Annotated in this window: 21 protein-coding genes; 13 read left to right on the forward strand and 8 right to left on the reverse strand. The window is 69.2% G+C overall.

Annotated features, from left to right (window positions below):
- Positions 1 to 10: 10 nt before the first annotated feature.
- The gene (locus tag ABDJ85_RS04965; protein WP_347703629.1) at positions 11 to 1621 is read left to right on the forward strand and encodes a FecR domain-containing protein; all 1611 of its coding nucleotides are present in this window, start codon (positions 11 to 13) and stop codon (positions 1619 to 1621) included.
- Positions 1618 to 4104 (forward strand): CHASE2 domain-containing protein, encoded by a 2487-nt coding sequence (locus tag ABDJ85_RS04970; RefSeq protein ID WP_347703630.1) that lies wholly within the window; start codon positions 1618 to 1620, stop codon positions 4102 to 4104. The genes ABDJ85_RS04965 and ABDJ85_RS04970 overlap by 4 nt, the downstream gene beginning before the upstream one ends.
- A gap of 21 nt (positions 4105 to 4125) precedes the next feature.
- Here the strand turns inward: ABDJ85_RS04970 and ABDJ85_RS04975 are convergent, their stop codons facing one another.
- Complete coding sequence (locus tag ABDJ85_RS04975) at positions 4126 to 4401, reverse strand: hypothetical protein (RefSeq protein WP_347703631.1); 276 nt, start codon at positions 4399 to 4401, stop codon at positions 4126 to 4128.
- 45 nt (positions 4402 to 4446) lie between these two features.
- Positions 4447 to 5397, reverse strand: a complete 951-nt coding sequence (locus ABDJ85_RS04980; RefSeq protein ID WP_347703632.1) for an alpha/beta hydrolase — start codon at positions 5395 to 5397, stop codon at positions 4447 to 4449.
- 185 nt (positions 5398 to 5582) lie between these two features.
- Here ABDJ85_RS04980 and ABDJ85_RS04985 point away from each other — a divergent pair, with 185 nt between their 5' ends.
- Together ABDJ85_RS04985 and ABDJ85_RS04990 are read left to right on the forward strand one after the other, a co-directional pair.
- Entirely contained in the window at positions 5583 to 6041 is a 459-nt protein-coding gene (locus ABDJ85_RS04985; protein ID WP_347703633.1) for a (2Fe-2S)-binding protein, read from the forward strand.
- A gap of 16 nt (positions 6042 to 6057) precedes the next feature.
- Positions 6058 to 8289 (forward strand): xanthine dehydrogenase family protein molybdopterin-binding subunit, encoded by a 2232-nt coding sequence (locus tag ABDJ85_RS04990; RefSeq protein WP_430765518.1) that lies wholly within the window; start codon positions 6058 to 6060, stop codon positions 8287 to 8289.
- On the opposite strand, the gene ABDJ85_RS04995 is transcribed toward ABDJ85_RS04990, so the two are convergent.
- Both ABDJ85_RS04995 and ABDJ85_RS05000 read right to left on the reverse strand, forming a co-directional pair.
- On the reverse strand, positions 8276 to 9421 hold the full coding sequence (locus ABDJ85_RS04995; protein WP_347703635.1) for an MFS transporter: 1146 nt from the start codon (positions 9419 to 9421) through the stop codon (positions 8276 to 8278). The genes ABDJ85_RS04990 and ABDJ85_RS04995 overlap by 14 nt on opposite strands.
- Before the next feature lie 20 nt (positions 9422 to 9441).
- The gene (locus tag ABDJ85_RS05000; RefSeq protein WP_347703636.1) at positions 9442 to 9900 is read right to left on the reverse strand and encodes a GNAT family N-acetyltransferase; all 459 of its coding nucleotides are present in this window, start codon (positions 9898 to 9900) and stop codon (positions 9442 to 9444) included.
- Between the two features lie 42 nt (positions 9901 to 9942).
- On the opposite strand from ABDJ85_RS05000, the gene ABDJ85_RS05005 reads away from it, so the two are divergent.
- Positions 9943 to 10071: a hypothetical protein gene (locus ABDJ85_RS05005; RefSeq protein WP_347703637.1), complete on the forward strand. Its 129-nt coding sequence runs from the start codon at positions 9943 to 9945 to the stop codon at positions 10069 to 10071.
- Positions 10072 to 10093: 22 nt separating this feature from the next.
- Complete coding sequence (locus ABDJ85_RS05010) at positions 10094 to 12031, forward strand: putative bifunctional diguanylate cyclase/phosphodiesterase (protein ID WP_347703638.1); 1938 nt, start codon at positions 10094 to 10096, stop codon at positions 12029 to 12031.
- A 169-nt stretch (positions 12032 to 12200) separates the two neighbouring features.
- Here ABDJ85_RS05010 and ABDJ85_RS05015 read toward each other — a convergent pair whose 3' ends face one another.
- Complete coding sequence (locus ABDJ85_RS05015) at positions 12201 to 12983, reverse strand: exodeoxyribonuclease III (RefSeq protein WP_347703639.1); 783 nt, start codon at positions 12981 to 12983, stop codon at positions 12201 to 12203.
- Between the two features lie 163 nt (positions 12984 to 13146).
- Here ABDJ85_RS05015 and pyrE point away from each other — a divergent pair, with 163 nt between their 5' ends.
- Entirely contained in the window at positions 13147 to 13812 is a 666-nt protein-coding gene (gene pyrE, locus ABDJ85_RS05020; RefSeq protein ID WP_347703640.1) for an orotate phosphoribosyltransferase, read from the forward strand.
- Positions 13802 to 14494: a hypothetical protein gene (locus tag ABDJ85_RS05025; protein ID WP_347703641.1), complete on the forward strand. Its 693-nt coding sequence runs from the start codon at positions 13802 to 13804 to the stop codon at positions 14492 to 14494. Before pyrE ends, ABDJ85_RS05025 begins: the two co-directional genes overlap by 11 nt.
- A gap of 9 nt (positions 14495 to 14503) precedes the next feature.
- Here the strand turns inward: ABDJ85_RS05025 and gatB are convergent, their stop codons facing one another.
- The 3 genes from gatB to gatC are packed head-to-tail and all read right to left on the reverse strand — an operon-like array spanning position 14504 to position 17746.
- On the reverse strand, positions 14504 to 15952 hold the full coding sequence (gatB, locus tag ABDJ85_RS05030) for an Asp-tRNA(Asn)/Glu-tRNA(Gln) amidotransferase subunit GatB (protein ID WP_347703642.1): 1449 nt from the start codon (positions 15950 to 15952) through the stop codon (positions 14504 to 14506).
- A 7-nt stretch (positions 15953 to 15959) separates the two neighbouring features.
- Positions 15960 to 17450, reverse strand: a complete 1491-nt coding sequence (gene gatA, locus ABDJ85_RS05035) for an Asp-tRNA(Asn)/Glu-tRNA(Gln) amidotransferase subunit GatA (protein ID WP_347703643.1) — start codon at positions 17448 to 17450, stop codon at positions 15960 to 15962.
- Positions 17447 to 17746 carry an Asp-tRNA(Asn)/Glu-tRNA(Gln) amidotransferase subunit GatC gene (gene gatC, locus ABDJ85_RS05040; protein ID WP_347703644.1) on the reverse strand — a complete coding sequence of 100 codons (300 nt, stop codon included), beginning with the start codon at positions 17744 to 17746 and terminating at the stop codon, positions 17447 to 17449. Before gatC ends, gatA begins: the two co-directional genes overlap by 4 nt.
- Positions 17747 to 18019: 273 nt before the next feature.
- Between gatC and ABDJ85_RS05045 the strand changes: the two genes are divergently transcribed.
- The 5 genes from ABDJ85_RS05045 to rodA all read left to right on the forward strand — a co-directional run bounded on the left by ABDJ85_RS05045 (position 18020) and on the right by rodA (position 23976).
- Positions 18020 to 19063, forward strand: a complete 1044-nt coding sequence (locus ABDJ85_RS05045; protein WP_347703645.1) for a rod shape-determining protein — start codon at positions 18020 to 18022, stop codon at positions 19061 to 19063.
- Between the two features lie 120 nt (positions 19064 to 19183).
- Positions 19184 to 20176, forward strand: a complete 993-nt coding sequence (gene mreC / locus ABDJ85_RS05050; RefSeq protein WP_347703646.1) for a rod shape-determining protein MreC — start codon at positions 19184 to 19186, stop codon at positions 20174 to 20176.
- Between the two features lie 100 nt (positions 20177 to 20276).
- On the forward strand, positions 20277 to 20798 hold the full coding sequence (gene mreD, locus ABDJ85_RS05055) for a rod shape-determining protein MreD (protein WP_347703647.1): 522 nt from the start codon (positions 20277 to 20279) through the stop codon (positions 20796 to 20798).
- A 23-nt stretch (positions 20799 to 20821) separates the two neighbouring features.
- The gene (gene mrdA, locus ABDJ85_RS05060) at positions 20822 to 22828 is read left to right on the forward strand and encodes a penicillin-binding protein 2 (protein WP_347703648.1); all 2007 of its coding nucleotides are present in this window, start codon (positions 20822 to 20824) and stop codon (positions 22826 to 22828) included.
- Positions 22825 to 23976, forward strand: coding sequence for a rod shape-determining protein RodA (gene rodA / locus ABDJ85_RS05065; protein WP_347703649.1), 1152 nt, complete (start codon positions 22825 to 22827; stop codon positions 23974 to 23976). Before mrdA ends, rodA begins: the two co-directional genes overlap by 4 nt.
- The last annotated feature ends 15 nt before the right edge of the window (positions 23977 to 23991 follow it).

Genomic DNA, 23991 nt, shown 5'->3' on the forward strand with positions numbered 1-23991 from the left:
GGCGGGCGGGATGCCTGCTGGTGCGGCGCCCAAGGCCGCCGACGCAAAGGCTACCGCGCAAGACGCGGATTGGCTCTACACCATCCAGCGCCGCGACACGCTCTACGACCTGGCCCTGGCCTGGCTGGAGGCCCCCCGCACCTGGCAGGACCTGCAGCGTCTCAACCGCGTGGCCGACCCGCTGCGCCTGCCCCCGGGCGGCAAGCTGCGCATGCCTGTGGCCTGGCTCAAGCGCGAGGCGGCGGTGGCCGATGTGATGTTCGTCAAGGGCACCGTCACGCTGCGGCGCGGGGCTGAGCCCGAGCAGCCGCTGGCCGTTGGCGTGCAACTGCGCAGCAGCGATGTGCTGCGCACCGGCGAGCAGGCCTCGGTCAGCGTGCGCTTTGCCGATGGCTCGCGCCTGCTGGTGCCCCCCAAGAGCGAGGTGCAGCTGGAGTCCTTGCTGGTGCTGGGCCGCGCGGCCCTGCCGGCCGTGGTGCTGCGCGTGCAGCAGGGCGGGGCCGAGAACCAGGTCGTGCCCAACCCGCAGCGCCCGCCCAAGTACGAGGTGCGGACCCCCAAGCTCAACCTGGGCGTGCGCGGCACCGAGTTCCGCGTCCAGGTGGACGGTGACCGCCAGTGGGTGGCCGTAGACGCCGGCCGCGTGCGCGCCGCCGGCGAGGCGGTCGACCTGGCGCCCGGCGAGGGCTTGGTGGCAGCCCAGGGCGCGCTGCAACGCGCCCGCCTGCTGCCCGCGCCCGACGTGGCGGCTGTGCCGCGCGTCGTCGAGCGCCTGCCGCTGCGCCTCACCTGGGCGCCTGGCACCCACAGCGCCTGGCGCGCCCAGATCTTTGCGCGGCAGGACTTCAACCGCCTGCTGCTGGATGCGCGCGTCAAGCAAGCCGAGGTCGTCTGGCCGCGTGACCAGGCCCTGCCTGATGGCGACTACACGCTGCGCCTGCGCGCCATCGATGCCTCGGGTCTGGAAGGCGCGGCCGCCGACGTGGACTTCAGCCTGCAGGCGCGGCCCGAGCCGCCCTTCATCCGCCTGCCGGCGCCGGATGCCGTGGTCTACGGCAGCGGCCTGGAGCTGGGCTGGACGCTCAATGCCGAGGCCCCGCGCGTGCGCTTGCAGATTGCGCGGGACGCCGCCTTCAAGGACCTGGTCCAGCAGCCCCCGCCCATCGCCGGCGCCAGCCAGACCGTGAGCCTGCCGCCCGGTACCTACCACTGGCGCATTGCATCCGTCACAGCCGCTGGCTCGGGTGAACGCGCTGGGCCCTTTGGCGACGCCCAGCGCTTTGAGCTGCGCGAGCCCCCGCCCGCCCCGCCCCCGGCGACTCCCGCCATCAATGGCAACCAGCTCGACCTGCGCTGGCCGGCTGTGGCTGGCGTGACCAGCTACGAGCTGGAGTGGGCCAACAACGCCGCCTTTGAAGGCGCGCAAAGCCACCGCACCGACAAGCCCGAACTCAGCCTGCCCAAACCCGCGCCCGGCCGCTACTACCTGCGCGCCCGCAGCCGCAATGCCGACGGCATCGCCAGCCCCTGGGGCCAGACCCAGCTGATCGACCAGCCCGAGGAGCCCCTGCGCTGGCCCTGGCTGATCCTGGTGCCGGTGGTCCTGCACGTGCTGCTTTGAACCTGGCTTCGGTCCTTGACGCGCAGCGCGCCTGGCGGCGCCTGCCCTGGCTGGCCTTGCCGGCCGGCGTGCTGCTGTGGGCCCTGCTGGGCGCGCTGGGCTGGCAGGAGCGCCTGGACCAGCTGCTGAGCGACACCGCGCTGGAGGCCACCGCCCCGGCCGCTGTGCCCAGCAGCGTGCTGCGTGTGGACATCGACGACGCCTCGCTGCGCCTGCTTCGTGAACCGCTGGGCGAGTGGCCCTATGACCGCCACGTCTACGCGCTGCTGATGGACTATTTGCGTGACTGCGGCGTGCGCCTGGTGGTGTTCGACATCGTGTTTGCCGGTGCGCGCGAGGGCGAGGCCGGCTTTGCCGCCGCGCTGCGGGCCGGCCCCCCAGCCGTGCTGGCGGCGGCGGGGCTCACGGCGCGCCCGGCGGGCGTGGAGCCCGAGCGGGTGAGCGAGGCCGAGCGCGACGCCCTGCAACGCCTCGGTCTACCCGCCGAGGGCGGCACCCCTTGGGCCGCCTGGACACCGCCGTCCGACGGCCTGCTGACGCCGCTGCAGGGCCCCGGCAGCCTCGGGCTGATCTCCACCCCGCTCGACGCCGATGGCGTGCTGCGCCGCGTGCCGCTGCTGCACCAGGTGGCTGGGCAGCAGTTGCCCTCACTGGGCTTGGCGGCCTGGCTGCGGGCCAGCGACCAAACCCGCTGGACGCTGGAGCCTGGCACGCGCAGCAGCACCGGGCGCTTGCAGGCCGGTGGCCGCCAGTGGCCGGTGGATGCCCTGGGCCGCGCGGTGCTGCGCCTGCCGGCGCCCTCGGCGGCGGACCATGCCCAGCCGGCCTTGTTGCGCTGGCAACGGCTGATGCAGGCGGCGCTGGGCGTGGCCGACGACGCAGCCCTGCGCACGCACCTCGCGGGCAAGGTGGTGTTCATCGGCTCCAACGCCTTCTTTGCCGACGAGGTGATGACGCCGGTGGGCCGCATGACCGGCACCCAGCTCAATGCCGCCGTGTTCGACGCGCTGGAGGCCCAGGCCCTGCTGGCGCAAGACGGCTGGGTGTGGTGGCTGGGCCAGGCCTTGCTGCTGGGGCTGGCGCTGCTGCCGGTGGGGGCGCGTGGTGTGCTGGGCCCGCGCGCCGGGGCGGCACGCTGGCGGCGCTGGTTGGTGTCGCCGGCGGCGCTGGCCCTGCTGAGCCTGGCCCTGGCAGCGAGTGTGGTGGCCTATGGCCTCACGGCCGTGGGTGTGCTGCTGGCGCCGGGCCTGGCGCTGGAGGTGCTGCTGCTCGGGCTACTGCTGGGCGCGGCGGCGCGCTGGATGTCGCAACGCCAGCGCGAGCGCGAGCTGGAGCGCGAGGCCGCGGTGGCCGAGGCCGAGAGCCGTGCCAAGACCGAGCTGCTGTCTCAGGTCAGCCACGAGATGCGCACGCCGATGAATGCCGTCATCGGCATGGCCGACATCCTGGCCCGCTCTCCCCTCAAGCCCGACCAGGCCCACTACGTGGAGGTGCTGCGTGCCGCCGCGCAGCAGGCCTTTGCGCTGATCAATGACCTGCTGGACAACGCACGCATCCAGTCTGGCCGCATGAGCCTGAACCCCGCGCCCTTCGACCTGGTGGACCTGGTCGACCTGCAACTGGAGCTGCTGCGCCCGCGTGCCCAGGACAAGCAGCTGTGGCTGCGCGCGTTTGCGCAGCGCGCGGTGGCTGGCCACGTGATGGGGGACGCCCAGCGCGTGGCCCAGATCGTCAGCAACCTGGTGGGCAATGCGCTCAAGTTCACGGCCACCGGCGGCGTCAGCGTGCAGCTGACGCGGCAGGACGATGGCCTGGTCTGCATCGAGGTGCGCGACACCGGCGTTGGCATCGACCCCGCGCAGCTGGAGCGCATCTTTGAGCCCTTTGCCCAGGCCCATGCCGGCGTGGCGGCGCGCTTTGGGGGCACGGGGCTGGGCCTGTCCATCACGCGCAACCTGGCGCGGCTGATGGGCGGCGACGTGAGCGTGAGCAGCGAGCCCGGCGTCGGCAGCTGCTTCACCGTCACGCTGGACCTGCCGGCGCTGGCGGCCGATGCCGACGCGGTCAACGTGGCGGTGGCGCTGGTGAGCGAGAGCCAGGCGTCGCCCACGCGCTGCCTGCGCCTGCTGCTGTGCGAGGACAACGAGGTCAATGTGCTGGTCGTCGAGGCCATGCTCGGCCCGCTGGGCCACGAGGTGGTGGCGCACAACGGCATCGAAGGCCTGGCCTGCCTGGCGTCAGCGCAGTTCGACCTGGTGCTGATGGACATGCAGATGCCCGAGCTCGACGGCGTGGCCGCCACACGCCGCTGGCGCGAGATCGAGCAGCGCGAGGCGCGTGAGCGCACGCCCATCGTGGCCCTGACGGCCAATGCACTGGATGCCGACCTGCGCGCCGCCCTGGACGCCGGCTGCGACGCCCACGTGACCAAGCCCATCACCCTGCCCGCGTTGCTGCAGGTGCTGGCGCGCTATGGGCGTTGAATTGCGAGCAGCTGCCAGCGGCTACTTGGACACAAAGGCGCCCACCAGCAGCGTCTCGCAGACCTTGTAGACCAGCCAGGCCAGCATGGCCCCAAGTCCGGTGAGCAGCAGGCCAAGCAGCTGCACCAGCCCGCCATCCAGCAGGGCCATGAGCCCGTAGGTCGACAAATAGCCGGCGTTGGCGTGGAGCACGCGCACGAAGTCGTAGGTGAGCAGCGCAAAGACCAGGAAGCTGAGCGCCATCAGCCCGAAGCAAGCCAGCCGATGGGCCTTGAGCCAGAGGACGAACTTGCTCACGGGATTCCTTTCACGGCGGACTGCCGCCGCGCTGAGGGCCTGAGCTTACTTGGCCGGCTGCTGCATCGTGGTGAACATGAAGCGCTTCATGAGCGGCAGGCACTCGGGGCAGCGCTTGGGGTCGGCGGGGTCGATGTGGTCACCGCCCACGACGATCTGCAGCTGGCTGCTGAGACCGACCGACTTGGCTCGCTCGTGGATGGGCTGCGAGCCATGCAGTCCGGCGGGCGATGAGCCCAGGGCCACCACGTCGTCCTTGTCGCCATGGATGCTGAGCAGTGCGGGCTCGCCGGCGTCGAGCATGTCAAGGTTGGGCACCAGGCCCGAGAGGTTGATCACGCCGCGCAGCTTGTACTTGAGCGTCTCGTTGCCGCTGTTGCCGTCCAGGCCACCATTGCTTTTCAAGGCGGCCACGCCGGGCGCGGGCACGGTGTTGCGGGCATCCAGGTAGCCGGTGAACATCGAGGTGATGGACCCGGCCGAGTGCCCGCCGATGAAGATGTTGTCCACATCGATCTTGAAACGGTTGGGCCCCGCAGCGTCCTTGATGAAGTAACGGATGGCGGCCTTCTGGTCGGACATGGCCTTGAAGAGGGCGTCGAAGAACTTCTCGGGCGAGTTGATGTCGCTCGACAGGCGGTAGCGGTTGATGGCGACCACATAGCCGGCGCGCGCCAGCTCCTCGCCAAAGTCGTCCATCCAGGTGGCCCCGGTTTGCACAAAGCCCCCGCCGGGCGTCAGCACCAGCAGGGTCCGCTTGGTGGCGGTGTCGCCCTTGGGCTCGAAGACGCGCAGGGTCAGCTTCTCGACCTTGCCGTCCAGGTTGTTCAGGTTCTCGGCAAAGACGATGTCGCCGTGGCGCACGTAGTCAGGGAAGACGGTGTTGAGGTAGCGCCGGGGCGCGGCCCGGTCTTCCTCGGCGTGGCTGGCCGTGCAAAACAGGCCGGCCAACAGCGCGGCCAGGGTGAGGGACAAGGTGGCCAAGGGGTGCTTCATGGGGGTCCTGAGCGAGGGGGGTGGGGGGGTGCCGGCGCGCAATATAGAACCGTACCGGGGGCGGGTAGCCCCCCATTTGCCCGGACCCGACTGCGCTGAAGGGCCATGCCGATCGGCACGCACCTGGGGACATCGCAGTTGGATAGAGTCGGCCGCTTCTTGCAAGCCTCACGGAGTCGCCCCCCATGATCCCCATGACCGTCAACGGCAAGGCAGTGGCCTTGGATGTACAGGCCGAGATGCCCATGCTCTGGGCCCTGCGCGAGAGCCTGCAGCTCACCGGCACCAAGTTCGGGTGCGGCATGGCGCAGTGCGGCGCCTGCACCGTGCACATCAACGGCCAGGCCATGCGCTCCTGCGTGACGCCGGTGTCTGCCGCGCAAGGCGCCAAGGTGCAGACCATCGAGGCCATGGCGGACGACAAGGTGGGCGCCGCCGTGCAGGCCGCCTGGGTCGAGCACGACGTGGCCCAGTGCGGCTACTGCCAGAGCGGCCAGGTGATGAGCGCCGTGGCCTTGCTGAAAACCCACAAAAAGCCGACCGACGCGCAGATCGACGCGGCCATGGCCGGCAACCTCTGCCGCTGCGGCACCTACCACCGCATCCGTGCGGCCATCCACGCCGCTGCCGCCAAGCTGGCCTGAGGAGACGACGATGCTGATGCAACACCTCACCCAAGCCACCGTCGCCGCCGCACCTAAGGCCCGCCTCGCGCGCCTCTCCCGCCGCCACTTCATCACCACCACCGTGGGCGGCGCCACGGGCCTGGCGCTGATGCCGGCCTTCGCGCAAAGCGCCGCCGCCGCGCCCGGCAGCAAGCCGACCGAGCAGCCGGTCGCCTTCGTCACCATCGCGCCCGATGGCACCACCACCATCCTGTGCAACCGCATGGACATGGGCCAGGGCATCGAGACGGGCCTGGCCATGATCCTGGCCGAGGAGCTGGAGGCCGACTGGAGCCGCGTCAAGACCGGCTTTGGTGACCAGCAGGCCAACTATGTGGACCCCGCTTTTGGCATGCACCTGACCGGCGGCTCCAACTCCATCAAGAACAGCTACGGCCAGTACCGCGAGCTGGGCGGCCGGCTGCGCGCCATGCTGGTGGCCGCTGCCGCGCAGGCCTGGGGCGTGAAGCCCGCTGAGGTGGTCTCGGCCAACGGCCGGCTCACCAGCGGCAGCCGCTCGGCCGGCTACGGCGAGTTCTTCGCGGCGGCGCTCAAGCAGGCGGTGCCCGAGAAGGTCAGCCTCAAGGACCCCAAGGACTTCCGCCTGATCGGCAAGCCCACGGGCCTCACGGTCAGCCGCGCCAAGTCCACCGGCGCGCAGACCTATGCGATGGACGTGCAACTGCCCGGCATGCTGGTGGCCGTGGTGCAGCGCCCGCCGGTCTTCAAGGGCCAGGTGGCGCGTGTGGCCAGCGAGGCGGCGCTCAAGGTGCCCGGCGTCAAGGCCGTGCTGACCGTGCCGCTGGACCGTGGCGGCCAGGGTGTGGCCGTGGTGGCCACCGGCTACTGGGCGGCCAACAAGGGGCGCGAGGCCCTGCAAATCGACTGGCAGTTGGACGGCGTGGCCAAGCCCGACAGCGCCCAGCTGCTGGCCCAGTACCAGGCCTTGGCCCAGACCCCCGGCACCCCGGCGCCGCAGCCCCACCTGGCGCAGGACGCGAGCGCGTGGAAGCAAGCGCCCAAGTCCCTGGTGGCCGAGTACGCCTTCCCCTACTTGAACCACGCGCAGATGGAGCCGCTGGCCTGCACGGTGGACCTTAAAAGCGACCGCTGCGACGCCTACTACGCCTCGCAGATGCCGGGCCTGGATGCAGGCGCCATCGCCGACGCCACGGGCCTGAAGCCCGACCAGGTGCAGATCCATGTGCAGATGGCCGGTGGCGGCTTTGGCCGCCGCGCCGTGCCCAGCAGTGAGTGGGCGCGCGAGGCGGCCGGCGTCGCCGTGGCTCTGGCCAAGGCCGGGCAGCGTGCGCCCGTCAAGGTCATCTGGAGCCGCGAGGACGACATGCGCGCCGGCTACTACCGGCCCATGACCGTGCACCGCGCCGAGATCGGCTATGACGCCTCGGGCAAGGTGCTCGGCTGGCAGCACCGCGTGGTCAGCCAGAGCATCGTCAAGGGCTCACCCTTCGAGGGCATGATCCAAAAGGGCGTGGACCCGACGACGACCGAAGGCCTGGGCGAGCCCTATGGCGTGCCCATGAACCTCAGCGTGCACCACCCCGATGTGAACGTGCCCGTGCTGTGGTGGCGCTCGGTGGGTTCCACGCACACCGCCTTCGTGATGGAGACCCTGATCGACGAGCTGGCCGTGGCCAGCCAGCAGGACCCGGTGGCCTACCGGCTCAAGCTGATGGAGGGCAATGCCAAGGCCGGGCACCACCGCGCCGCGCTGCAGGCGGCCGTGGCCAAAAGCGGCTATGGCAAGCGCAAGCTGGCCGCCGGCCGCGCCTGGGGCGTGGCCCTGCACGAGAGCTTTGAATCGGTGGTCGCCTATGTGGTGGTGGCCAGCGTCAAGGGCAAGGGCGCTGACCGCCAGGTCACGCTGCACGAGGTGCATGCCGGCGTGCACTGCGGGCTCTGCGTCAACCCCAAGGCCGTCGAGGCCCAGGTGCAAGGCGCGGCGCTGATGGCCCTGGCCACCACGATGCCCGGCCACCGCATCACGCTCAAGGACGGCGTCGTCGAGCAGAGCAACTTCCACCAGCTCGCCATGCCGCGCATCCCGGACATGCCCCGCGTGTTCACCGTCAGCATCGTGCCCAGCAGCGAGCGCCCCACCGGCATGGGCGAGCCCGGCCTGCCACCGCTGGCCCCCGCGCTGGCCAATGCCGTGGCGCGGCTCACCGGCCAGCGCCAGCGCGAGTTGCCGTTCAGGTTTTCTTGAGCACCCGACCCGACAGCGCGGCGATCAGAACGGCAAACAGCACCACCAGCCACAGCGCCGCTGACAGGCTGGTGCCGCGCGCCAGGCCGCCGATCATGGGCGGGCCGAACAGGAAGCCGGCGTAACCCACGGCCGAGACGGCGGCCACCCCTTGCGCGGGTGGCACGCCTTCCATCTGGCCAGCGGCCGCGAACATCACCGGCACGATATTGGCCAGCCCCAGGCCCACGATCACAAAGCCCACCAGCGCGGCCTCGGGCCGGCCGCCCACCAGCGCAATGGCCATGCCCACGGCGGCCAGCACGCCGCTCACGAGCAGCAGGCGCGGCGGTGCCACGCGGGCGCGCACCGAGTCGCCGCGCAGCCGGCCATAGGCCATGGCGGCGCTGAAGGCCGCAAAGGCCAGCGCGCCCATCGCGGCCGAGCCCTGCAGCTCCTGCTTGACGTAGAGCGCGCTCCAGTCGAACAGCGCGCCTTCGGCCACCAGGCCCAGCGCACCCACCATGCCCATCCACAGCAGCGGCCCGGTGGGAAGGGTGAAGGGCGAGTTGTTCTCGTCGGCATGGGCATCGGGGTGGGGGCCATCAAGCTGGTGGGCCGCCCACAGGTAGACCGGCAGCAGCGCCAGCCCGAAGCCCGCCAGCTGCCACTGCGGCGCCACCCCCAGCCGCAGCAGGCCCGCACAGCCCAGAGCGCCCACCATGCTCCCGAGGCTGAACATCGCGTGCACGCTGCTCATCAGCTTCCAGCCGGTCTCTTGCTCGATGCGGTTGGCCTCGGCATTGACCGACACATCGAAGAGCGCCGTGCTGAGACCGAAGCCGACCATGATGGCGCCGATGGTCCACCAGGCCTCGCCGAACAGCACGGCGGCGATGACCAGGCACATGATGCTGCTGGCGCCCTTGACGCAACGCCGCGGGCCCACGCGCATCACCAGCTTGGGCGCCACCAGCAGGCAGCTCACAGCGCCAATGGCCGCCGCCAACAGGGCCATGGACAGCTGGGCCTCGTTGAGCGCGTAGCGCTGCGCCAGCGCGGGCACCTGGGCGCCCCAGGCGCCAATGCCCAGGCCGAGTGCGGCAAAGAGGGTGCGGGCAGCGGTGCGCTGCAGGGCGTGGGAGGCGGGCATGAACGGAACCGGTGAAGACTTCAGGCGAGCGACTTTTCCATAAAGACGCTCAAGGGGTCGACGGCATAGCCGCCATACGGGCTGCGATCGACATAGCCGAGCGCACGGTACAGGCCCAGGGCCTCGGGCTGGTGGATGCCGGTCTCCAGCCGCGCGAGCGGCACGCCCTGGTCGGCCAGGTGTCCTTCCAGCGCCGCCATGATCAGCCGGCTCAGGCCCCGGCCCCGGTAGGCCGGGTCCACAAACACCCGCTTGATCTCGCCATAGTCGCCGTCGTCCGCCATGCGCTTGACGCCGCCGATGGCCACCAGCCGCTCACCGTCCCACAGCCCCACGAAGTGGGCATGCGGCGGGCGCAGCTTCTCGGCCGGCTCGAAGTGGTTGCTCTCGCTCGGGTAGAGGGCCGTCATCAGCGCTTCGGACTGCGCCATCAGCGCGAGCGCCTGCGGGTGGGTGGGGTCGATGGGGGTCGGGGTCATGGGCAGGGAGCGCTACCTAGCCCGCCATTGTCCCTGCCCGCCGTGAACCAGATCACGGTGGCGGGTTTGGTTGCTTGCACGGGGCTGCGGGCTGACGAAAGTCAATGTCATGCCCTGCTGCGTATCGGCAAACTGCGCGTTCGCGCGTTTGCGCGGGATTTGCGAGCTTGACCCCAGCGCCCACATGATTGATATGGCTGACCGATTACGGCACTCCAAATGGAGCAGCCTGCTGCGCATCGTGCTGGTCTACGCCGGCTTTGCATCGTTGTGGATCCTGCTGTCCGACGAGGCGGTGCTGCTCATCACCACCGAGCCGCACCGCATGGTGCAGATCAGCCAGTACAAGGGCTGGGCCTTCGTGCTGATCACCTCGCTGCTGCTGCTGTGGCTGCTGACGCGGCACTGGAAGAAATACGTGGCGGCGCTGCGCGAGCAGATCAAGACGCTGCAACTGCTGCAGGACCTGGCCAACAGCTCCAGCGACGCCATCTTTGCCAAGGACCTGCAGGGCCGCTACCTGCTCTTCAACCGCGCCGCCTGTGACATCGTCGGCAAGCGGTTGAACGAAGTGCTCGGCCAGGATGACCGCAGCCTCTTCCCGCCCGAGCAGGCGCGCTTGCTGCTGGAGACCGAGCAGCGCCTGCGTGCCCATGGCGTGATCGAGACCCTGGAAGAGACCGTCCAGACCACCCTGGGTGAGCGCATCTTCATCGCCACCAAGGGGCCGCTGCGCGATGCGCATGGCCAGATCATCGGCACCTTCGGCATCTCGCGCGACATCACCGACCGCAAGCACGCTGAGGCCGAGATTGCGCACCTGGCCTATCACGACCAGCTCACCGGCCTGCCCAACCGCTTGCTGCTGGAAGACCGCTTGCAGCAGGCCCTGGGGGTGGCGCGGCGCGCCGGGCTGTGGGGCGCCTTGCTGTTCGTCAATCTCGACCACTTCAAGCGCGTCAACGACAACTTCGGCCATGTCGCCGGCGACGCCATGATCCGCGAGGTAGCGCAGCGCCTGGCCGCCCATGTGCGCCTGGGCGACACCGTGGCCCGCATGGCCGGCGACGAGTTCATCATCCTGCTGCCGGGCCTGGCGGCCACCGAGGCCGCCGCCGCCGCGCTGGCACTGAGCATCGGCGAAAAGCTTCGCCTGCAGATCGCCGAGCCCATGCACCTGCCGGCCGGGCATTTCGAGGTCACCGCCAGCGTGGGCGTCAGCCTCTTCCCCAAGGCAGGCCTGGAGCTGCAGGACCTGCTGCGCGAGGCCGACACCGCACTGCACCGCGTCAAGGAAACCGGGCGCAATGCCCTCATCCTCTTTGCCCACGAAATGCACCAGGCCGTGGCCGAGCACTACGCGCTGGAACAGGACCTGCGACGCGCCTTGGCCCAGGGCGAGCTGCGCCTCTACCTGCAGGCCAAGGTCGATGCCCACGGCGAGGTCTGGGGCGCCGAGGCGCTGCTGCGCTGGCAGCACCCGACGCGCGGCTGGGTCTCGCCCGGGCAGTTCATCCCCATCGCCGAGGACTCCGGCCTCATCGTCACCGTGGGCGCCTGGGTGCTGGACCAGGCCTGCGAGCTGATCGCCCGCGAGGCCGAGCGCGGCCGCGTGCTGCGCATTGCCGTCAATGTCAGCCCGCGCCAGTTCCTGCAGTCCGACCTAGTAGGCCATATCCGCCAGACGTTGTCACGCACCGGCATCGACCCGCGCTGCCTCACGCTCGAAATCACCGAAGGCCTGCTGCTCAAAGGCACGGCCGACGTGCTGGCCCGCATGGAAGAGCTCGCCACCATGGGCCTGCGCTTCTCCATCGACGACTTCGGCACCGGCTACTCATCGCTCGCCTACCTCAAGCGCCTGCCGCTGCATGAGCTCAAGATCGACCAGAGCTTTGTGCGCGACGTCCCGCGCGACGGCAACGATGTCGCCGTCATCGAAGCCATCGTCTCCATCGCCCACCACATGGGCTTCAAGGTCGTGGCCGAGGGCGTTGAGTCCGCCGAGCAGCAGGCTTTCCTGATCGCCCAGGGCTGCGACTACTTCCAAGGCTTTCTGCACCACCGGCCCGAGCCCGCCACCCAGTGGCTGGAACGCGTCGGCCTTGCTCGGCCGCCAGCGGGCGTGTGAGCCTTTGGGCGACGCTGAACAAGTCCCTCGCAGCGCGCGCATCCTCGACTTCGGGCGGCCTGCGTCGTTGCAAATGCGCGCGATACCTCTGGGTATCGCTGTGCTTTGCGCCTAGCAGCCCATCCCGAATCGAGGTGCGCGCATCTGTGGGGACTTATTCAACGTCGCCTCAGAGCGAAAAGTCGTAATCGATCGTCAGCGGCGCGTGGTCGCTGAACATCTGGTCGACGTAGATCTTTTCCTTCTTGGCCAGCGCGGCCAGGCCGGGCGTGGCCAGGTGGTAGTCGAGACGCCACCCGACGTTGTTGGCGCGCGCATTGCCGCGGGCGCTCCACCAGGTGTATTGCTCGGCCTTGTCATTGAGGGTGCGGAACACGTCCACCATGCCGGCCTCGTCCAGCAGCCGCGTCAGCCAGGCGCGCTCCTCGGGCAGGAAGCCGCTGTTCTTCTGGTTGCTGCGCCAGTTCTTGAGGTCGATCTCCTTGTGGGCGATGTTCACGTCGGCCACCAGGATGAACTCGCGCTCGGCCTTCAGGGCCAGCAGATGCGGGTACATCGCGTCGAGGAAGCGGAACTTGACCTGCTGCCGCTCCTCGCCGCTGCTGCCGCTGGGGAAGTAGACGCTGATCAGGCTGAGCTTGCGGCCCGGCTTGTCGAAGCGCTTCTCGACCCAGCGGCCCTCGCTGTCGAACTCGTCGATGCCAACGCCGGTGATCACGTCGCTCGGCGTTTCCTTTGTGTAAAGCCCGACGCCCGAGTAGCCCTTCTTCTCGGCGTAGTGGAAGGCGCCCTGCAGCGACCCGCAGCTGGCGAAGTCCTTCTCGACCACGTCGGCCTGGGCCTTGAGCTCCTGCACGCCCACGGCGTCGGCCTTCTGGCGGGCCAGCCAGTCGAAGAAGCCCTTGCTGGCGGCAGAGCGCACGCCATTGAGATTGGCAGTGATGAATCGCATGGGCGGCAGTATGGCAGCGGCTTGCGCGCGAAAGTGGCAGCAGCCAGCGCGCAGCGGCGGGTGCCTAAAGTCAGGTTGAACAGGGCCTATCCCCTAGGTTGTCACGAAACCCTGCGCCCACCCCGCCGAGGGGCCTGAAGGCCGCTCCTAGAATCCTTCGCCCATGCAGTCCTCTTCTCAGCCCCTCGCCCAAGAGTTCGTGGCCTTCGCCGTTGAGGCGGGCGTGCTCCGCTTCGGCGAGTTCAAAACCAAGGCCGGGCGGCTCAGCCCCTACTTCTTCAACGCCGGCCTGTTCGACGACGGCGCCAAGCTGGGCCGGCTGGCCGGCTTCTATGCCGAGAGCCTGATCGCCTCGGGCCTGGCCTTCGACATGATCTTTGGGCCGGCCTACAAGGGCATCACGCTGGCTGCGGCGGTGTCCATCGAGCTGGCACGGCGCGGCCACAACAAACCCTACGCCTACAACCGCAAGGAAGCCAAGGACCACGGCGAAGGCGGCACCCTCGTCGGCGCGCCGGTCAAGGGCCGTGTGCTCATCATTGACGACGTGATCTCGGCTGGCACCTCGGTGCGTGAGTCGCTGCAGATGATTGAGGCCGCCGGTGCCACGCCTTGCGGCGTGGCCATCGCCCTTGATCGCCAGGAAAAGGCCGCCGAGAACGGCGTGGACCAGCCTTGGTCGGCCGTGCAGGACGTGCAAAACCGCCTGGGCCTGCCCGTGGTGGCCATCGCCGGCCTGGCCGATTTGCTGGCCTACCTGGACGCCGCGCCCGCGCTGGCCGCGCATCGCCCGGCCGTGCAAGCCTATCGGGAGCGCTATGGCGTTTGAGGCGGGCTTGCGTGCGGGCTTGTTTGTGGCGCTGGCCGGCGCGTTGCTGCCCGCGTGGGCGCAGCACGACCCCATCGCTGGCCGCGGCATCTACACCTGCACCACGCCCGATGGCCGCCGCCTGACGGGCGACCGACCCATCCCCGAGTGCCTGGGCCGCGAGCAGCGCATCCTGAACGCCGATGGCTCGACGCGCTCCATCCTGCCGCCCTTCCTCAGCCCCGAGGAGCGTGCCGCCAAAGAAGCTGCCGAACGCCGCGCCGCCGCTGAGCGCATCGCCCAGCAGGACGCCATCCGCCGCGACCGGCTCCTGATGCAGCGCTACCCCAACGAGGCGAGCCACCAGCGCGCACGCACCTTGGCGTTGGAGGACGCGCAAAAGTCGGTGCGTGGCTCCGAGCGCCGCGTCAAGGACCTCACCGCCGAGCGCAAGCCTCTGCTCGACGAAGCCGAGTTCTACAAGGGCAAGGCCCTGCCGCCGAAGCTCAAGCAGCAACTCGACGCCAACGACGCCGCCGTCGAGGCGCAGAAGACCCTGATCGAGAACCAGAAGGCCGAGGTCGTGCGCATCAACGGCGTGTTCGACGCCGAGCTCAAGCGCCTGCGCAAACTGTGGGGCGGCACGGCGCCCGGTTCGCTGCCGCCGGCCGAGCCGCCGTCGCGCGCCGCTTCCGGGGGCTGACCGGCTCCGTCAGCCGAGCTTCTTCTTCAGCAGCTCGTTCACCAGCGCCGGATTGGCCTTGCCCTTGGTCGCCTTCATGGCCTGACCGACGAGCGCATTGAAGGCCTTGTCCTTGCCAGCGCGGAACTCCTCCACCGACTTCTGATTGGCCGCCAGGACTTCGTCCAGGATGGCCTCGATGGCGCCGGTGTCGCTCATCTGCTTGAGGCCCTTGGCCTCGATGATCGCGTCCACGCTGCCGCCCTCGGTCCAGAGTGCGTCGAACACCTGCTTGGCGGCGTTGTTGGAGATGGTGCCGTCGGTGATGCGGCCGATCAGCTGGGTCAGCACGGCCGGCGACACCGGCGCGGCGTCGATCGCCGTGCCCTCGCTGTTCAAGCGCTTGCTGATCTCGCCCATCACCCAGTTCGCCACCAGCTTCGGCGCCGCGCCGGCCGCCTTGGCGGCCTCGTAGTAGCGCGCTGTGGCCAGGCTCTGCGTCATCATGGTCGCGTCGTATTCGGGCAGGCCGTCCTGCTCGACGAAGCGCGCGGCCATCACGCCGGGCAACTCGGGCATCTCACCCTTCACGCGCGCCACCCATTCGGGCTCGATCACCAGCGGCGGCAGGTCGGGGTCGGGGAAGTAGCGGTAGTCGGCCGAGTCCTCCTTGCTGCGCATCGCGCGGGTCTCGCCGGTGTCAGGGTTGTAGAGGACCGTGGCCTGCTGGATCTTGCGGCCGTCCTCGATCTCGTCGATCTGCCAGTTGACCTCGTAGTGCACCGCGTCGATGAGGTAGCGGAAGCTGTTGAGGTTCTTGATCTCGCGGCGCGTGCCATAGGGCGCGCCCGGCTTGCGCACCGAGACGTTCACATCGCAGCGGAAGCTGCCTTCCTGCATATTGCCGTCGCAGATGCCCAGCCACATCACGAGGGCGTGCAGGGTCTTGGCGTACTCGGCGGCCTCGGCGCCCGAGCGCATGTCGGGCTCGGAGACGATCTCCAAGAGCGGCGTGCCGGCGCGGTTCAGGTCGATGCCGCTCTGGCCCTGGTAGTCCTCGTGCAGGCTCTTGCCGGCGTCTTCTTCGAGGTGGGCGCGGGTCAGGTTGACGACGTGCTTCTTGTCGCCCACGAAGAACTCCACCTTGCCGCCCTGCACCACGGGGATCTCGAACTGCGAGATCTGGTAGCCCTTGGGCAGGTCGGGGTAGAAGTAGTTCTTGCGCGCAAAGATGGACAGCGGCGCCACCTTGGCGCCCACGGCCAGGCCAAAGCGGATGGCGCGCTCAACCGCAGCGCGGTTCAGCACGGGCAAGGTGCCGGGCAGGGCCAGGTCCACCGGGCAGGCTTGCGTGTTGGGCGCAGCGCCGAAGGCGGTCGAGGCGCCGCTGAAGATCTTGGACTGGGTCGAGAGCTGGACGTGGTTTTCCAGGCCGATCACGACCTCGTAGCCGCGGATGAGTTGGGCTGTGGTGGGCATGATGTGTTCAGAATCCTGCGGGCGCGGCGCGGTGCCAGTCGGTGGCCTGCTGCAGCGCATGGGCTGCGTGCAGCAGCTGGCCTTCCTGGAAGTAGTTGCCGATGAGCTGCAGGCCCACCGGCAGGCCAGCGTCGCCGGTGCCCACAGGCACGCTCATGCCGGGCAGGCCAGCCAGGGAGCCGGGCAGGGTGAAGATGTCGGCGAGGTAGGCGGCGGTCGGGTCGTCCTTGCCGGCGCCGTGCTTCCAGGCCACGCTGGGGGCCACGGGACCGGCGATCAGGTCGCAACTCTGGAAGCACTGCTGGAAGTCGTCCGCGATCATGCGGCGCAGCTTCTGGGCCTGCAGGTAGTAGGCGTCGTAGTAGCCGTGCGAGAGCACGTACGTGCCGATCATGATGCGGCGCTTGACCTCGGGGCCAAAGCCCTCGGCGCGCGTCTTCTTGTACATGTCGAGCAAGTCGGTGTACTGCGCGGCGCGGTGGCCGAACTTGACGCCGTCGAAGCGTGAGAGGTTGGAGCTCGCCTCGGCCGGGGCAATGATGTAGTACACCGGAATCGCCAGCTCGGTGCGCGGCAGGCTCACATCGACGAGCGTGGCGCCGAGCTTTTCCAGCTCGGCCAGGCCGGCGCGCACGGCGGCGTTGACGTCGGCCGTCAAGCCGGCGGGGAAGAACTCCTTGGGCAGGCCGATGCGCAGGCCCTTGAGCGGCTGGGCGGCGGTGGCGCCTTGGCGCACGGCCAGCATCTGGGCATGGAAGTCCTGCGGCGGACGGTTGACGCTGGTGGCATCGCGCTCGTCAAAGCCGCTCATGGTGGAGAGCAGCAGCGCGCAGTCCTCTGCCGAGCGGGCCATGGGGCCGGCCTGGTCTAGGCTGGAGGCGAAAGCGATCATCCCGTAGCGCGAGCACACGCCGTAGGTGGGCTTGATGCCGGTGATGCCGCAGAAGCTGGCCGGCTGGCGGATGGAGCCGCCCGTGTCGGTGCCCGTGCTGGCCGGCACCAGGCGCGCGGCCACGGCCGCCGCTGAGCCGCCCGAGGAGCCGCCCGGCACGCGCGACACGTCCCAGGGGTTGGACACCGGGCCATAGGCCGAGTTCTCGTTGGCCGAGCCCATGGCGAACTCGTCGCAGTTGAGCTTGCCCAAGCTCACCGTGCCGGCGGCGTTCAACCGGGCGACGACGGTGGCGTCGAAGGGGCTGCGGTAGCCCTTGAGCATCTTGGAGCCCGCCGTGGTGGGCATGTCGGCGGTGACGTAGATGTCCTTGTGCGCCAGCGGCACGCCGGTCAGCGGGCCGGCGGTGCCTGCGGCAAAGGCGGCGTCGGCCTGCGCCGCGCGGGCCAGGGCATGCTCGCGGTCCAGGTGCAGGAAGGCACCCAAGGAGGCACTGGCTTCTGCGCGGGCCAGCAGGGCCTCGGTCGCCTCGCGGCTGGAGACCTCGCGGGCCTGCAAAGCGCGGCTCAGCTCGGCCACGCCGAGTTCATGGATCGCGGACTTCATTCGATGACCTTGGGAACGAGGAAGAGGCCGTCCTCGACGGCCGGGGCGCTGCGCTGGTTCAGCTCGCGCTGGTTGGTCTCGGTGACGGCGTCGTCGCGCAGCCGCAGCTGGACTTGTTGCACGGCCGAAAGCGGTGTGTACAGAGGTTCCACGCCGGCGGTGTCCACGGCGCCCATCTGCTCCACGATGCGGAAGAAGCCGTTGAGTTGGCCCAGCAGGGCGTCGCTCTCTGCGGGCTGCAGTTCCAGCCGCGCCAGATGGGCGATGCGGCTGACGTCGTCAGGGGTCAGGCTCATGGGGTTTTTGGGGAGGCTGCGGGATGGCGCAAACCCAGTGCCGGAGCGGCTTTACAGCGTGTCCGCAGCGAGTTTTTTGGGGGTGTTCGGGTATTATCACCGCCTACCCAGAGCACCTTCGGGGCTGCCCGGTTGACTGCCCCTACAGGCAGTGATCTGGCGGCCTCGTTGCTTATGGTCAACCCCTCACCCGGCCGCGTCCTGTGACGAGGCCCCGCCTGACCCGCTTTTGCCGCTCGTGCCTGCCCGCCCCAGGCTGCTGCTCCGCCCGCCATGTTCGCCTCCCTGCGCCGCTACTTTTCCACCGACCTCGCCATTGACCTTGGCACCGCCAACACCCTGATTTACGTGCGTGGCAAAGGCATCGTCCTCGACGAGCCCTCGGTCGTTTCCATCCGCCACGAAGGCGGCCCCAACGGCAAGAAGACCATCCAGGCCGTCGGCCGCGAGGCCAAGGCCATGCTGGGCAAGGTGCCTGGCAACATCGAAGCCATCCGCCCCATGAAGGACGGCGTGATCGCGGACTTCACGGTGACTGAGCAGATGCTCAAGCAGTTCATCAAGATGGTCCACGACAGCAAGACCTTCAAGCCGTCGCCCCGGATCATCATCTGCGTGCCCTGCGGCTCGACCCAGGTCGAGCGCCGCGCGATCCGCGAGTCGGCCCTCGGCGCCGGTGCCAGCGAGGTCTACCTGATCGAGGAACCCATGGCCGCCGCCATCGGGGCTGGCCTGCCGGTCTCGGAGGCCTCGGGCTCCATGGTTGTCGACATCGGCGGTGGCACCACCGAGGTCGGCGTGATCTCGCTCGGCGGCATGGTCTACAAGGGCTCGGTCCGCGTCGGCGGCGACAAGTTCGACGAAGCCATCATCAACTACATCCGCCGCAACTACGGCATGTTGATCGGCGAGCCCACGGCCGAGGCCATCAAGAAGGGCATCGGCAGCGCCTTCCCCGGCTCCGAGGTCAAGGAGATGGAGGTCAAGGGCCGCAACCTCTCCGAGGGCGTGCCGCGCAGCTTCACCATCTCGTCCAACGAGATCCTGGAAGCCCTGACCGACCCACTCAACCAGATCGTGTCCGCCGTCAAGAACGCGCTCGAGCAAACGCCCCCGGAGCTGGGTGCCGACATCGCCGAGCGCGGCATGATGCTGACCGGCGGCGGCGCGCTCTTGCGCGACCTGGACCGCCTGCTGTCCGAAGAGACCGGCCTGCCCGTGCTGGTGGCCGAGGACCCGCTGAGCTGCGTGGTGCGCGGTTGCGGCATGGCCCTGGAGCGCATGGAGCGCCTGGGTTCGATCTTTACGTCTGAATGAGCGTGAGCACCCGGTCTCGGCGTACCGAGCCCACCCTCCGGGAGGGTCGTCAGTCGGCTTGGGGCGGCCCGGCGCTCGACTGACGTCACTCCAGCGCCGTCTCTAGCCAGCTCCATCCAGATGCCGCTTGGCACCCTAGACCGCACTCCACCGCCGTTCTTCCGCCAGGGGCCGTCGGCGCTGACCAAGCTCGCGCTGTGCTCGGCGCTTGCGCTGCTGTTGATGGTGGGCGATGCGCGCTTTCAGTTGATGTCGCCGGTGCGCTCGGCCTTTGCGTTCGTGCTGCACCCGCTGCAGCGCCTGATGCTCACGCCGGTGGACGCCTGGGAGAGCCTGGCCGGGCGCTTCCGGGGCGCCGAGGCGGCCATGGCGGCCGAGGACAAGGCGCTGCGCCAGCTGGCCCAGCAGGCCGAGCGCCTGAGCCGCGTGCAGCAGTTGCAGGCCGAGAACGAGCGCCTGCGCCGGCTGCTGGAGCTGCGCCCCGCCACCAGCGTGCCCAGCCAGACGGCCGAGGTGTTGTTCGAGGCGCCTGACCCCTTCTCGCGCCGCGTCGTGATCGACCGTGGCGCCACGCAGGGCGTGATGGCCGGTTCGCCCGTCATCAACGAGGCCGGCGTGCTGGGCCAGGTGACGCGCGTCTACCCGCTGTCCAGCGAGGTCACGTTGCTCAGCGACCGCGAGGCCGCCATCCCCCTGCTCAACCAGCGCACCCAGATGCGCAATGCCGCCCAGGGCCGGGCTGATGGCAGCGGCATGGAGCTGCGCTTCCTGGCCGCCAATGCCGACATCAAGGTGGGCGATGTGATGACCACCTCGGGCCTCGACGGCATCTACCCGCCGGGCCTGCCGGTGGCCGTGGTGGCGGCTGTGGAGCGCCGGGGCGACAGCAGCTTTGCCCAGGTCCAACTGGCGCCGCTGGCCAATGCCGATGCGGCGCGCCATGTGCTGGTGCTGCAGCCGCTGGACCGCGCCCAGGCCGCGCGCAAGGAGGCTGAGGTGGCTGCCGCTGACGAGGCTGCCTCGGCGGCGGCCGCCAGGGCCTCTGCCAAGGCGGCCAAGAAGCTTGAGAAGGCCGAGAAGGCCGCCCCCAAGGCCTCAGGAGCGACGCCATGATCATGCTGAGCTGTCTGCCCCCCGCCGCGTTGCGGCGGCCCCCCGAGGGGGCGAGGCCTTGCTTGGGGCGGCCCGGCGCGCGGCCTCTGGAGCGCGCGCCATGATCATGCCGCGCCCGGCCGACCAGCTGCTGCTGCCCGCCAACCCATTCTTCATCGCCCTCACCCTGGTGCTGGCCCTGCTGGTGGACATGGTGCCGCTGGGCCGGCTGGCGGCCATGCCTGACGTGCTGGCCGTGGTGCTGGTCTTCTGGGGCGTGCATCAGCCGCGCCGCGTGGGCGTGCTGTGGGCCTTCCTGTTTGGCCTGGTGATGGACGTGCACGACGGCGCCCTGCTCGGGCAGCACGCGTTGGCCTACAGCCTGCTCAGCTTTGGCGCCATCAGCCTGCACCGGCGCCTGCCGTGGTTCAACTTGTTCGAGCAGGCCCTGCAGGTCTTCCCGCTCTTCGTGCTCTCGCATGGGGTCGCCGCGGCCGTGCGCCTGATGGTGGGGGGCATGTGGCCGGGCTGGTGGGGCCTGCTGGCGCCCGTGCTGGAGGCCGTGCTCTGGCTGCCCATCAGCATCCTGCTGCTGGCCCCGCAGCGACGCGCGCCGGACCGCGATGCGCATCGCCCGTTGTGACCTGCTGACCGCCATCGACCCACGTGCAGGTTCTCAAGAACGTCCATCAGGAGCTTTGGCACTTCCGCGTGCGCCTGGTCGCGGCGGCTGGCTTTGTGTTGTTCTGCTTTGCGCTGCTGGTGGCGCGCCTCATCTGGCTGCAAGTGCTGCAGCACGAGACCTTTGCGGAGCGGGCCGAGTCCAATCGCATCGCCGTCGTGCCCATCGTGCCCAACCGGGGTTTGATCAAGGACCGCAATGGCATCGTGCTGGCCAGCAACTACTCGGCCTACACGCTCGAGATCAACCCCGCCAAGGTGGCCGACCTGGATGCCACCATCGAGCAGCTCGGCCAGGTGCTGGAGATCCAGCCGCGCGACAAGCGGCGCTTCAAGCGCCTGCTCGACGAAGCCAAGCACACCGACTCCCTGCCCATCCGCACCAAGCTGAGTGATGAAGAGGTGGCGCGCTTCACCGCGCAGCGCTTTCGCTTCCCCGGCGTCGAGATCAAGGCGCGGCTGTTTCGCAGCTACCCGCTCGGCGAGGTCGGCTCGCACCTGATTGGCTACATCGGCCGCATCAACCAGGCTGAGAAGAAGGCCATGGAGGACTGGGACGACGAGACCCTGGCTAACTACCGGGGCACCGAGTACATCGGCAAGCTGGGCCTGGAGCAGGCCTACGAGAAGGAGCTGCACGGCATCACCGGCTTCGAGCAGGTCGAGACCAGCGCCGGCGGGCGCGCGGTGCGGCGCCTGTCCAGCCGGCCGCCCACGCCCGGCAACACCCTGCATCTGTCCATCGACATCCGGCTGCAGGCCCTGGTCGAGGAGCTCTACAAGGATCGGCGCGGTGCCCTGGTGGCCATCGACCCGCGCAACGGCGAGGTGCTGGCCTTTGTCTCCAAGCCCACCTTCGACCCCAATCTCTTTGTCGATGGCATCGATGCCGACAGCTGGCGCGAGCTGAACGAGGACATCGACAAGCCGCTGCTGAATCGGGCCCTCCGGGGTACCTACCCGCCGGGCTCGACCTTCAAACCCTTCATGTCCATCGCGGCGCTCAACTCGGGCAAGCGCGGCCCGAACGAGGTCATCATGGACAACCTCACCTTCAGCTTCGGTGGCCGCACCTTCGGCAGCCCCGAGACCGACCGCCCCGGCCCCAAGGACATGCGCGCTGCCATCGTCAGCTCGTCCAACGTGTACTTTTACAGCCTGGCCAATGTGATGGGCGTGGACCTGATCCACGACGAGCTGGAGCCCTTCGGCTTCGGGCGCAGGACCGGCATCGACGTGGCTGGCGAGGTGACCGGGGACCTGCCCTCCACCGAGTGGAAGCGCAAGAAGTTCAAGCGCCCCGAGCAGCAGAAGTGGTACGCCGGCGAGACCATCAGCTTGGGCATCGGCCAGGGCTACAACAACTTCACCATGCTGCAGATGGCCACCGCCATGAGCACGCTCGCCACCGGCGGCCAGCGCTTCAAGCCACGCCTGGTGCGCGACGTGGAGGACGTGGTGCGGCACGACAACCGCCGCATCGCCAGCGATGCGCTGCCGGCCCTGCCGCTCAAGCCCGAGCATGTGCAGGTCATCCTGAACGCGATGAACGGCGTGACGCTGGAGGGCACCTCGCGCCTGGCCTTCCAGGGCGCGCCCTACCAGAGCGGCGGCAAGACCGGTACCGCCCAGGCCGTGGGCCTCAAAGCCGGCGAGAAGTACAGCGCCATCCGGCAGGACGAGCACAAGCGCGACCACTCGCTCTATGTCGCCTTTGCGCCGGTCGAGCAGCCCACGGTGGCGCTGGCGGTCATCGTCGAGAACGCGGGGTTTGGTTCGGCTTCCGCCGCCCCGATCGCGCGGCGTGTGTTCGACTACCTGCTCACCGGCCAGTACCCCAGCGAGGACGACATCGCCAAGACCCAGCTCGGCCAGAGCTTTGCGCCCACCGGCACGCCGCGCCGCGCGCAGGACGTGCCGCTGCCCGGCGCTCCCAACACCCCCAAGGCACCCGCTTCGGCGGCCTCCGCTGCATCGGGAGCGCGGCCATGACCGTCATCAAGCGCGCCCCGCTGCGTCAGCGCCTGCGGCCCTGGATCAGTGGTTTCGATGTGCCGCTGCTGATCGCGGTGCTGTGGATCGGCGCCTGGGGCTTGCTCTGCATGTACTCGGCCGGCTACGACCACGGCACCCGCTTTGGCGACCACGCCCGCAACATGCTGCTGGCCTGGGGGCTGATGCTGGTGGTGGCCCAGGTGCCGCCGCAGCGGCTGATGGCGCTGGCCATCCCGCTCTACACGCTGGGGGTGCTGCTGCTGGTGGCCACGCTGGCCTTTGGCATCACCAAGAAGGGCGCCACGCGCTGGCTCAACGTGGGCCTGGTCATCCAACCCTCCGAGCTGCTCAAGCTCGCCACGCCGCTGATGCTGGCCTGGTGGTTCCAGAAGCGGGAGGGTGTGCTGCGTTGGGCTGACTTTGTGGCCGCCTTCGGCCTGCTGCTGCTGCCCTTTTTGCTGATTGCCAAGCAGCCCGACCTGGGCACCGGCCTGCTGGTGCTGGCGGCCGGGCTGTACGTGATCTTCTTCGCCGGCCTGTCGTGGCGCCTGGTGATCCCCTTCCTCGTCGTCGGCGTGATCGGCATCACCGCCATCGTCGTGTCTGAAGACCACATCTGCCAGGACGAGGTGACCTGGCCGTTGCTCAAGCCCTATCAAAAGCACCGCGTTTGCACCCTGCTCGACCCGAGCAAGGACCCGCTTGGCAAGGGCTTCCACATCATCCAGGGCGAGATCGCCATCGGCTCCGGCGGTGTCACGGGCAAGGGCCTGATGCAGGGCACCCAGACCCATTTGGAGTTCATCCCCGAGCGCACCACGGACTTCATCTTTGCCGCCTTTGGCGAGGAGTTCGGTCTGCTCGGTGCGCTGGCGCTGCTGGTCGGCTACACGGCCTTGATCCTGCGCGGCTTGATGATTGCCGCGGCAGCGCCCACGCTCTTTTCGCGGCTGATGGCCGGTGCGGTCACGCTGTCCTTCTTCACCTATGTGTTCGTCAACATGGGCATGGTCAGTGGCATCCTGCCCGTGGTGGGCGTGCCGCTGCCCTTCGTCAGCTATGGCGGCACGGCGATGGTGACGCTGGGCCTCTCGCTGGGGCTGCTGCTGTCCATCGGCCGGGTCAAGAAGCTGGTCAAGACGTGATGAGAGGTTCCAAGC

Source organism: Roseateles paludis, from assembly GCF_039872745.1.
GTDB lineage: Bacteria > Pseudomonadota > Gammaproteobacteria > Burkholderiales > Burkholderiaceae_C > Pelomonas > Pelomonas paludis.

Coding starts and splice junctions, on each gene's coding strand:
- ABDJ85_RS04965 (WP_347703629.1), top strand. CDS start 11: ATGCCTGCTGGTGCGGCGCCCAAGGCCGCCGACGCAAAGGCTACCGCG.
- ABDJ85_RS04980 (WP_347703632.1), bottom strand. CDS start 5,397: ATGAAGCACCCCTTGGCCACCTTGTCCCTCACCCTGGCCGCGCTGTTG.
- ABDJ85_RS04985 (WP_347703633.1), top strand. CDS start 5,583: ATGATCCCCATGACCGTCAACGGCAAGGCAGTGGCCTTGGATGTACAG.
- ABDJ85_RS04990 (WP_430765518.1), top strand. CDS start 6,058: ATGCAACACCTCACCCAAGCCACCGTCGCCGCCGCACCTAAGGCCCGC.
- ABDJ85_RS04995 (WP_347703635.1), bottom strand. CDS start 9,421: ATGCCCGCCTCCCACGCCCTGCAGCGCACCGCTGCCCGCACCCTCTTT.
- ABDJ85_RS05000 (WP_347703636.1), bottom strand. CDS start 9,900: ATGACCCCGACCCCCATCGACCCCACCCACCCGCAGGCGCTCGCGCTG.
- ABDJ85_RS05010 (WP_347703638.1), top strand. CDS start 10,094: ATGGCTGACCGATTACGGCACTCCAAATGGAGCAGCCTGCTGCGCATC.
- ABDJ85_RS05015 (WP_347703639.1), bottom strand. CDS start 12,983: ATGCGATTCATCACTGCCAATCTCAATGGCGTGCGCTCTGCCGCCAGC.
- pyrE (WP_347703640.1), top strand. CDS start 13,147: ATGCAGTCCTCTTCTCAGCCCCTCGCCCAAGAGTTCGTGGCCTTCGCC.
- ABDJ85_RS05025 (WP_347703641.1), top strand. CDS start 13,802: ATGGCGTTTGAGGCGGGCTTGCGTGCGGGCTTGTTTGTGGCGCTGGCC.
- gatB (WP_347703642.1), bottom strand. CDS start 15,952: ATGCCCACCACAGCCCAACTCATCCGCGGCTACGAGGTCGTGATCGGC.
- gatA (WP_347703643.1), bottom strand. CDS start 17,450: ATGAAGTCCGCGATCCATGAACTCGGCGTGGCCGAGCTGAGCCGCGCT.
- gatC (WP_347703644.1), bottom strand. CDS start 17,746: ATGAGCCTGACCCCTGACGACGTCAGCCGCATCGCCCATCTGGCGCGG.
- ABDJ85_RS05045 (WP_347703645.1), top strand. CDS start 18,020: ATGTTCGCCTCCCTGCGCCGCTACTTTTCCACCGACCTCGCCATTGAC.
- mreC (WP_347703646.1), top strand. CDS start 19,184: ATGCCGCTTGGCACCCTAGACCGCACTCCACCGCCGTTCTTCCGCCAG.
- mreD (WP_347703647.1), top strand. CDS start 20,277: ATGATCATGCCGCGCCCGGCCGACCAGCTGCTGCTGCCCGCCAACCCA.
- rodA (WP_347703649.1), top strand. CDS start 22,825: ATGACCGTCATCAAGCGCGCCCCGCTGCGTCAGCGCCTGCGGCCCTGG.